Annotated in this window: 8 protein-coding genes; 1 reads left to right on the top strand and 7 read right to left on the bottom strand. The window is 53.6% G+C overall.

What is annotated here, in order from left to right; all coding sequences use genetic code 11:
- Positions 1-384 precede the first annotated feature (384 nt).
- From gshB to L5220_RS05800, 5 genes are all read right to left on the bottom strand, one after another.
- The gene (gshB, locus tag L5220_RS05820; RefSeq protein ID WP_499572295.1) at positions 385-1,341 is read right to left on the bottom strand and encodes a glutathione synthase; all 957 of its coding nucleotides are present in this window, start codon (positions 1,339-1,341) and stop codon (positions 385-387) included.
- Between the two features lie 5 nt (positions 1,342-1,346).
- Positions 1,347-1,610, bottom strand: coding sequence for a glutaredoxin 3 (grxC, locus tag L5220_RS05815; protein ID WP_099799295.1), 264 nt, complete (start codon positions 1,608-1,610; stop codon positions 1,347-1,349).
- Between the two features lie 97 nt (positions 1,611-1,707).
- Positions 1,708-3,021, bottom strand: coding sequence for a CO2 hydration protein (locus tag L5220_RS05810; protein ID WP_499572279.1), 1,314 nt, complete (start codon positions 3,019-3,021; stop codon positions 1,708-1,710).
- A 17-nt stretch (positions 3,022-3,038) separates the two neighbouring features.
- Positions 3,039-4,538, bottom strand: a complete 1,500-nt coding sequence (locus L5220_RS05805) for an NADH-quinone oxidoreductase subunit M (protein ID WP_499572277.1) — start codon at positions 4,536-4,538, stop codon at positions 3,039-3,041.
- A 30-nt stretch (positions 4,539-4,568) separates the two neighbouring features.
- The gene (locus L5220_RS05800; protein WP_499572275.1) at positions 4,569-6,404 is read right to left on the bottom strand and encodes an NAD(P)H-quinone oxidoreductase subunit F; all 1,836 of its coding nucleotides are present in this window, start codon (positions 6,402-6,404) and stop codon (positions 4,569-4,571) included.
- A 357-nt stretch (positions 6,405-6,761) separates the two neighbouring features.
- On the opposite strand from L5220_RS05800, the gene L5220_RS05795 reads away from it, so the two are divergent.
- Positions 6,762-7,181 (top strand): ATP-binding protein, encoded by a 420-nt coding sequence (locus tag L5220_RS05795; protein ID WP_227517360.1) that lies wholly within the window; start codon positions 6,762-6,764, stop codon positions 7,179-7,181.
- Between the two features lie 7 nt (positions 7,182-7,188).
- On the opposite strand, the gene L5220_RS05790 is transcribed toward L5220_RS05795, so the two are convergent.
- Together L5220_RS05790 and L5220_RS05785 are read right to left on the bottom strand one after the other, a co-directional pair.
- Positions 7,189-8,103: a branched-chain amino acid transaminase gene (locus L5220_RS05790; RefSeq protein ID WP_448513936.1), complete on the bottom strand. Its 915-nt coding sequence runs from the start codon at positions 8,101-8,103 to the stop codon at positions 7,189-7,191.
- Positions 8,104-8,216: 113 nt separating this feature from the next.
- A complete protein-coding gene (locus tag L5220_RS05785; protein ID WP_499572272.1) occupies positions 8,217-9,353 on the bottom strand; it encodes an Era-like GTP-binding protein in 1,137 nt (378 codons plus the stop codon).
- Position 9,354: the final 1 nt, after the last annotated feature.

Genomic DNA, 9,354 nt, shown 5'->3' with positions numbered 1-9,354 from the left:
TTCCGATCTCTCAGGCGGACACAGGTGAGTCAGAAGTTCGCGAATCCCACTCGCGGTGTTGCTCACGCGAAAACTCTGCTTCTGGGGGCGTAGATGTACATCTAGCCACCGCTTACACACATCAATGCCAATCCATTGTTCTTGATCCTGCATATCACTTTTGCGCCTGTCTGGGGGTAAATCAGGTGTTTACTCAGCCTTGCGTCATGCGGGTTCTACTGTCCCAACCGATGATTCGAGTTTGACCTGTTGCATCAGAGGGATGACCCTAGCTTCTCCACGATGTCTAGCATCTAAGGGGTGACGGTCTGTCTCTCTAGTTTTAAGATACAAGGGAGCTAAGAGTCGTGTTCCCTCTCTTTTGGGAGAGGTGAAACACGAAACCTATCCAACCACCCCAGCCATGACCTGCTCAGCAAGGCGTGTGCCGCTGAGGCGATCAATTTCACGAATACCGGTGGGACTGGTCACATTCACCTCCGTTAGGTAACCGCCAATAATGTCAATGCCGACAAAATAAAGGCCATCTTGGCGGAGGCTTGGTGCCAAAACCTGACAAATGTGGCGATCGCGCTCAGTTATATCAATCGCTGCAACTCGTCCACCCGTGGCCATATTGCCCCGAAATTCATCCCCAGTGGGAATCCGGTTCACTGCCCCAATCGGCTCGCCATTCAGCAGAATGATGCGCTTATCCCCCTCTTTGGCTGCAGGTAGGTATTCCTGCACCATCACTGGCAGTTGTCCTTGCTGGGTACTGATTTCAATCATGGAGTTGAGGTTGCGATCGCCCGCCTGCAAGAATAAAATGCCTTCTCCGGCTTTACCGCCTAAGGGTTTCAGGACAGCGGTTCCTTGGCGTTGGACAAACTCACGAATCACTTGTTTATCGCTACTCACCAAGGTGTGGGGCATCACACTGCTAAAGCGCAACCCATACATTTTTTCATTGGCATGGCGCAGTGCCGCTGGGGCATTTAGCACGCGGGTTTTCTGTGGATTTACTAAGTCCAAGCAGTAGGTTGCATAGAGGTAAGCACTATTGACGGGTGGGTCTTTGCGCATCCAAACGGCGGTAAAATCCTCCAGCGATCGCCACTCCGGTGTGCCTAACTGAAACCACAGCCGTGGGACTTGCCACTGACCCGCAACAAGTTGGGCGGGCACCAACTGCACCGGCGTGAGGCGTGCCCACGCTTGGCCGTCGCGGATCACAAGCTGCGAAATCTCTGTAATCCAAACCTCCAACCCCATCTGTTGCGCTGCTTCCATGAGGGCAACACTGGTGTCATGGCCAGGATCCAAACTGGCGATAGGGTCAATAATAAAGGCAACCGACACAGTCACTAGGCCGCAGACTGCAAGAGGGAGTCTAACTTCCCTTGCGCCTCAAGGGCATAGAGATCATCACAGCCGCCAATATGTTGGTTGTTAATGAAAATCTGTGGCAGCGATCGCCGCCCATTGGCCCGCTGCGCCATCGCTTGCCGTGCGGCTTCATCGCCATCAATCACATACTCTGTAAAGGATACCCCCTTGCGGTTCAGCAGTTGCTTAGCCCGAAGACAGAAGGGACAGGCAGACCAAGTATAGATTTCCACAGTGGCCACAGCGGTTGCACCTCGTTACAAAAGTTCACTCTTGCTTCCAGCCTAGCAAAAAGTGAGGGGGCGATCGCCATCGAGCAGCACGATTGCCCCAGCAGTGCTAACGGTAATTGGGGTCTTGGACATTGCGGATTTTGCAGGCATCGACAATACCGTACTGCGGACGGATAAAGCGATCCATCTGGGCAATAAAAAAGCGACGGTTTGCCATTAAGTGCTCCGGGTTCGGATCATCTAGGGGATAGTAAAAGGCTGCCCGGGTCGCCTGTAGTACCGCCGACGTGACGGTGTACATCGAGCGTTGGAAGGCGATCCCCAACTGCACCAGAATATCATCTTCACCGCGACAGTGCTGATGGAAATGATCCCTTAGGTACTGCGGCAAAAAGTGGTACATATCCTGATGGAGCAATGTCGGCGGAATGCCAGCGGTACCCACCGGGAACTTATCCGCAAATAAAATGCCATAGTGGAAATCCACCTGCTCACTGGGCACCTGATTCGCTTGGGCATTGTAGGACTTAGTGCCCCGGAAGGGAGCCGTCCGATAAAATACGGCCTCAACGTAGGGAAAGGCAGCCTCGTACAGCCACATAAAGCCTTTCTCTTTAGGAACTAGCACATGCACCTCGTCATCAATATAGACGTGGTGGTAAATGGGCCGACCCGCAATCGCAAAAATGCCATTGACCAAGAAATTCATGGCATCCTTAACGCTGCGAATACTGCCCTCGTCGTAGCGATCGCTAATTTCAAAGAAGACGGGTGCCATTACCTCCCAGAATAGCCCCAGCACATTCATGTAGGTGGCTTGGCGTGCCTGCTCCAAAAAGAGATCCGGAAACAGCTTATGCAGTGCCAACATCAGGGGGTTGCGCTTGAAATAGGCACGAATGGCCTTGTGGGCTGCGGCCTTATACTCGTCCGAGTCGAGGTAAACATCCAGTTGCCCCCCCATGCCGTGCCACATCATCGCACGTGCTAAATCTTCGGAAAACTCCATGTTGATGCGGTCGTGCCAGAGGTGGTGCAGCAATCGCGGTAGTTTGCGAGTTTCCCCTTTTTCAATAAACTCCATTAACTCGGGATGGGCATGGGCTGGCCCGCGCCAAATCCGCAGATCCGCTGTATCCCCCGCATAGTGATTCAGCAGATCAAAGTAGTCCTTGGTGGGGAAATACTTGAAAAACGGGAACGGATCAATAAAAACGCGCTCACCMAAGTACAGTAGATCCCGCCAATAAAAGTCCATCGGGATGGAATAGGCCTTGTACATGCCGATGATCTTCATGAGGTTTTCCGGCGTATCGGGGATCATTGCCCCTCCCGCTTCGAGGCGGTGAATAATGTCGGCCAAGGGGTGATCAACGGGGGGGAGCTTGGCACTGCTAGGACGCTCAAGAGCTTGAACCATAGGGCTTCTCCGTATAGTTAATTGTGGGTAGAGGACAAGGATGGCGCTATGCTGGCAACTATTTCTGTTGTGGTGGGGATCGCTGCCACTAGCTTCTGACTGATGGTTTCACTCCAGCGCACTAGCCACGTGGGTTGAACCCCCAACACCAGAATTAATAGAGTCAAGACCAGCGCTGGCAGTTTTTCAGGCCACAACACCCGCGGATAGTAGGCCGTGGCGTTATCCAAGCGGCCAAAGCAGGTACGGTTTAGTAAGATAACAAAGTAAACTGCGGTTAAACCAGTTCCGAAAACAGCAAGGAGGGTGGGTATCGGAAAGATGGCATAACTGCCTTGAAAGACTAAAAATTCAGCCACAAACCCAACTAACCCCGGAATACCGGCACTGGCCATCCCCCCTAATATCAGCAAGGCACTGGTGGTGGGTAACCCCCGCAGAGGATTGAGCAAGCCATTGAGCACATCGAGTTCGCGGGTGCCGACTTTGGTTTCAATAATTCCCACTAAATAAAACAGCAGCGCCAAGATCAGACCATGACTAATCATTTGGGCGATCGCCCCCACCATACTCAGGTGGGTATGTGCTGCCAGCGCCAGTAAGACGTAACCCATGTGACCAATAGAGCTGTAGGCCACCATCCGTTTGATGTCCTTTTGAGCAATGGCCGCCAACGCACCGTAGAGAATGCTGGCTGCCGCCACGATTGCCAGCACACTGGCAAACGATCCCCATGTTTCGGGAAACAGCCCGACAGCAAAACGTACTAAACCGTAGGTGCCCAGCTTTGCCAGAATGCCCCCTAAGAGAATTGCTGTGGGGGTTGAGGCTTCGACGTAGGCATCCGGTAGCCAGCTATGGAGGGGCACAAGGGGAATTTTAATGCCAAAGCCAATCACCAGTAGAGCCAAAAGAATGGCTTGCGTGGTAGGTGCAAGTGCCGCCAGTTGCAGATCCCCATAGTCAAAGCTGGGGGCGTGGGTCAGCCAACCCATGGCCAAGAAGGCGGCTAGGATGAGAATACCGGAAATGGCTGTATAAATGAGAAATTTCACCGCCGCTCGCTCCCGGCGCTGTCCCCCCCACATTAAAATCAGCAGATAAAAGGGAACCAGTTCAACTTCGTAAAACAGAACAAAGAGCAGAAGATTTTGGGCCGCTAGGGCACCAATAATCCCGGCATTGGCGACCAACACAAGGGCATAAAACAACCGCGGCGCACTTTTCTCACCGTTAAAAATAACCAGCAGGGTCAAGAAGGTACCCAGCACAATCAGCGGCAGAGAGAGACCATCCACCCCTAGGGAATAGTTCAGCCCAAGGGGCGCCAACCACGGGGTAAATTCTGTAAACTGTAAGCCTGCTTCCTGTAGATCCAATTGACTCAGGAGCCAACTGGACAGGCCAAAGGTAACCGCCGCCCCAGCCAGTGCCACCGGCCGCAGTAGGCGTTCCGGCAAAACCGACATCAGCAGTGCTGCCAGTGCAGGAATCAGGATCAGCAGTGTTAAGAGCATAGCAAGAACCTCGCTGGATGTTGATTTGAGCTAGCGCAGCAGTGGCCAGCAAATGGCAATACCAAGAATGGCAATGCCCACAATAATGGTGAGAATATAGGCCTGGGATTGACCAGTGGTGCTGTACTTGAGGCGATCGCCCCCCAACAGCGTCACCAAACCAAAGGCATTGCCCGTCCCATCCACTAAGGTGCGGTCAAACCAATCAGTGAGGCGCGAGATGACATCCACTGCCCCAACAACCGTTGCCTTATAAAGTTTGGGGGTGTAAAAGTCATAGGCAAGCAGGTCTTGTAGCGAGGGTAGTGGCAACTGCACCGGCTTGGGAATGGTTCGCCCCAAGTAGATCCATGCTGCTAAGCCCCAACCCGCAACGGCAGTCAGGGTTAAGGCGGCAGCGGTTTGCACTGAAGGCTGTGTCCAGATCACCCAATCAAAGACCCGCATCATAATCGGCAAGTGCAGAACCACCCCCACATTCACCGTCATGGGCAGGATCATCGGCCAAAACACCTCCGGCGATCGCGCCGTCATGGGCTTGACCTCCCCTCCCCAAATGAGACAGAACGTGCGTCCCAAACTAAAGGCGGCAAAGGTATTCACCAGTAGCAAGACAACCCCCACCCACGGCAACTGGGCAAAGGCGGTATCCAATAGCTCTGCTTGGGGAAAAAAGCTCCCAAGGGGGGGCACTGCCAGTAAGCCTGCAGATCCAACTAAAAACGCAATCCCGGAAATGGGTCGCCGTGACCACAATCCCCCCAGCAACCGCAGATCTTGGGTAATGCTGTTCCAGATAATGCTGCCAATACTCATCATCAGCAGCGACATCGCCACCGCATAGGTGAGCACGAACACAAAGGCCAATCCCGGCTCCTTCAGACCCACCGCAATAAACACCCAGCCCATATAAGCACTGACTAAATAGGACAGCGCCCGCTTGATATCTACCTGAGCTGCGGCAATTAAGGTGCCGCCTAAGGCCGTGACACTGCCAATCACTAGTAATGCGGTCAGAGCTACAGGAGAGAGTGCCAACACTGGGGTTAGCTTGACCAGCACCCATGCCCCCGTTGCCACGACAATGGCATTCCGCAACACCGAGGCGGGCACCGGCCCTTCCATGGCCTCATCGAGCCACAGGTGCAGCGGAAACTGGGCACATTTCCCCATCGGGCCAGCAATCAGGGCTAAGCAGATCAACGTAATCAATGTCGGGTTTACCGTAGCAGTGGCCGCCCAAGCCGCCAGATCATCGTAATTCCACGACCCCGCAAGGGGATAGATGGCCAGAACTCCCATTAAGAGAATCAAGTCCCCCACTCGTTTGGTCAGGAAGGCATCGCGGGCACCCGTCACCACCAGCGGTTGGTTAAACCACAGCCCAATGAGCAGGTAGGTGGCAAGGGTGAGAATTTCCAGCACCATGTAATTGAAAAAGAGGGAGTCAAGCAGGACAAGCGCAGCCATCCCCCCTTCAAAAAGCGCCAGCAGAGCAAAAAACCGCGCCCAACCCCAGTCCATTTCCATATACCCAACGGCAAAGACTTGGGCCATCAAATTCAGCCCCGTAATCAGCATCAGAGCAGTGGTCGTCAGGACTGAAATTTCCACGGGCACATCAAAATGCAGCCCCGCCACCTCTAACCAAGTCCAGTGAAGGTACTGTGGTGGTTGATTGGCGATCGCCAACGTGGCCAGCAGCGCATGGCAAAAGGAGAAAAATGTGAGCACGATATTGACATACCCCGCTGGACGCGGGCCGGTCTTGCGGGTGATCCCCGGCGACCAAATCAGCGACAGACCCATCCCCAGTAGCGAGTAAAAAGGAATGAGCCAAACTGTGTCCGCAAATGATTGCAACATAAATCCCGCTTACGCCTATGGACAAGACTAATTAGATTTAATCTTATCTATGAAAAGGACACTCTTTAGCAAGGGTAACGATAAACTTCTATCAATATCTTTTATCGCGCTGATAACAGAGGCAAGGGGTAGCTCATTTTAGGACTATGCAAGCCATCCACCCAGAAGATATTTGCGCAACTAATTCGCCTCTGTGAGCCAAACAAGCTGCCCATAGCCCTCACGCAGGAGGCGGTTGTATTTCTGCTGCCCAAGTTGCTAAGCTGAAGTCAGAAGGGTTCGGTTATCCGGCAATGATGTTTGCTGCGGGCACCCGTACCCCCGCTGTGCACTCTTGATTCTTGGGTGATGCCGTCTATGACGCTAACGTACGTTGCACCCCAATGGCAAACCCTGACCTTTTCTTCAACATTATTTTTGCAACCTATCCTTGAAGTATTACTCGCCAATGTTCCTCACCCTTTGCGTGATGAGTTGCGCCTTGGGCTGCAGGAGGCATTGGTCAATGCGGCTCGCCATGGCAACGCCCTCAACCCTGAAAAAGTTGTTTTCGTGCGCTACACCTATTCCCCCGAACAATGCTGGTGGGTCATTACTGATCAAGGCGACGGGTTTTTGCCACCTCGCTGCGTTTTCTCCCCTGAAGATGAACTGCTGCCCCCTGACGACTGTGAGTGTGGCCGTGGGTTATTTTTGATCTATGCCATTTTTGACGAAGTGTATTGGAATGCCAAAGGCACAGAACTGAGCTTGTGTAAATATCTGACCGGCTATTAGAGCTGCCCTAAGCGATCGGCACTATATCTAGCCAGTGGCGATAGTTGGGATCGCGGCCTGTGACAATGGTTTGTAACTGCTGCTGCAGTTGCCGTGTGAGGGGGCGCTGCGCTGGGAGGGTGTAGGTTTCAATGCGGCGGACAGGCACAATCCTTGCTGCCGTACCCGTTAAAAAGACTTCATCGGCAATTAATAATTCCGTGCGATCCACTGCCCGCTCAAGGACGGTCACCCCTGCTGCTTGAGCGAGTTCAATCACGCTGCGGCGGGTAATGCCCTCTAAAATATCTTGATCCACGCTTGGGGTAATGAGTTGGCCATCCCGTACTAGGAACAGATTCATTCCCGAAGCTTCGCACACTTTGCCTTGAGTGTTGAGGAGAATGGCTTCGTCAAACCCTGAGGCCACAGCTTCGGTTTTTGCGAGCGCTGAAACAATGTAGGAGGTGGTAAGCTTACCGCGCAACGGAAAGGAGCGATCGCACTGCCGCTGCCAAGAACTAATCCGACAGGTCACGCCTTCAGCGGAGAGGTAATCTCCTAGGGGCATCCCGTAGATGAGAAAGTCTTTTTCAACATCGTGCAGGCGGGGCGCAATCCCCAGCCCGGAGGTATAAACTAAGGGGCGGATATAGAACGGCACCGTGGGGCGGTTTTTTTGTACCCACTCAATAATGGTGGTTTTGATCTGTGCCATCGGCAGCTCATAGCCTAGGTAGTGGGCACTGCGACTCAAGCGCTGACAGTGATCTTCAAGACGGAACAGCAGAATTTCGTTAGCATTTGCAGGATTGGGTAACCCGCGCAGACCACCGAGAGCGGCGGTGCCGTAGTGTAGGGCATGGGTGGCAACGGAAATTTTGGCTTCGCTAAAGGGGACAAACTGACCGTTAAGGTACGCGTAGGGTAAAAAGTCGCTCATGCAGGCAAGGCGTGAAAAATAGTGGGCTCAAAGGCGTGTAAGCTCATCTTACCTGATGGTGGCGTTTGCAAAAAACGCAGCACCGTGACCCTAGGTAACCAATGCTTGGGAGTTCACGGCTGCTGTTGCTGAGCAATGTGCGCCAAAAGCCGCTGGGGTCCAAAACGTCCCCATTGATAGCCCTGTTGCAGGTAGGATTCCAGTTTGCGGCGCAGTTGCTGATACCCCCAAAGAATCACCCCTGCTTGGAGCACCACAGTGGTATTCAGGCTCCAGAGTTCACTGCTGATACTGCCCCCCAGCCACGGGGTAACATAGATGGCGGCACACCACAGCAGCAGGAACTGACTGATTTCACTAAAGGCCGGCAGCGGAAACGGTAAGGCATAGGCTTGACACCAGTGGCGCACATACCCAAGGCAGGCCACCATCGCTAAAACGGCATCCCCACCCCCGCCGGGCAGCAGGGCGCTACCGAGCAGTTGGCCGCCAAGCCATGGCCAAGGTACGTTCCCTTGCTGTGCTTGACGGTAGCTACTGAGGGCATTGCCAACGGCACGTTCAATCGTACTAGCTTGATGCAAAAGGTGAGTCGATCGCTCAAGCAGGGCGTTGTGGCTGAGCCATTGCTGCACGTGGGCACGGAGTTCACTAATGCCTTGGCCGGTCGTGCTACTGACAACAATGGCGTCGGTGAGGTTTTCCGGAACGGCGGCATACAGATCCGCTTTGGTGATCACCCACTGATAGGGCACTCTGCGTGCCTCAAGCTGCTGGCGAGCTTGCACTTCAATAGGGGTCAGGGTGTCATGGCTAACCAATAGGACTAAATCGGCGGTGGCGATCGCCCCCCACGTCATTGCTTCTCGCTGCGAGCCAGCCACTTCATCTAACCCCGGAGTATCGGTTAAATCCACCGCATGGTCACCAAATTGCCAACGAACTGTGCGTGGCCATTGGGTTGTGCCATGAACTGCTCCCACGGGAAAAATGGTCTCGCCATAGAGCGCATTGAGGAGAGCAGATTTACCCCGGCTGACTTGCCCTAAAACCACAATGTGCCATGCCGGTTGATTGAGGCGATCGCGCAGATCGTAGAGTGGTAACCAGTGCTCACTGACGTGGGAATGATGGCTCTGATGCCATGCCAGCAATTCATTCAGGCAGTTAAGGGTAAGCTGCCCCAGACTGAGTTGACCCTGCACACTGGCATGATGAACCTTGGGGGAGATGTTGCTAGCGTTAGGCATG

Origin of the sequence: Synechococcus sp. PCC 6716 (genome assembly GCF_022570815.1) — a bacterium.
GTDB classification, from domain to species: domain Bacteria; phylum Cyanobacteriota; class Cyanobacteriia; order Thermosynechococcales; family Thermosynechococcaceae; genus Thermosynechococcus; species Thermosynechococcus lividus.
The sequence above is the reverse complement of the archived record's forward strand: the minus strand, read 5'-3'. Positions and strand labels throughout refer to the sequence as shown.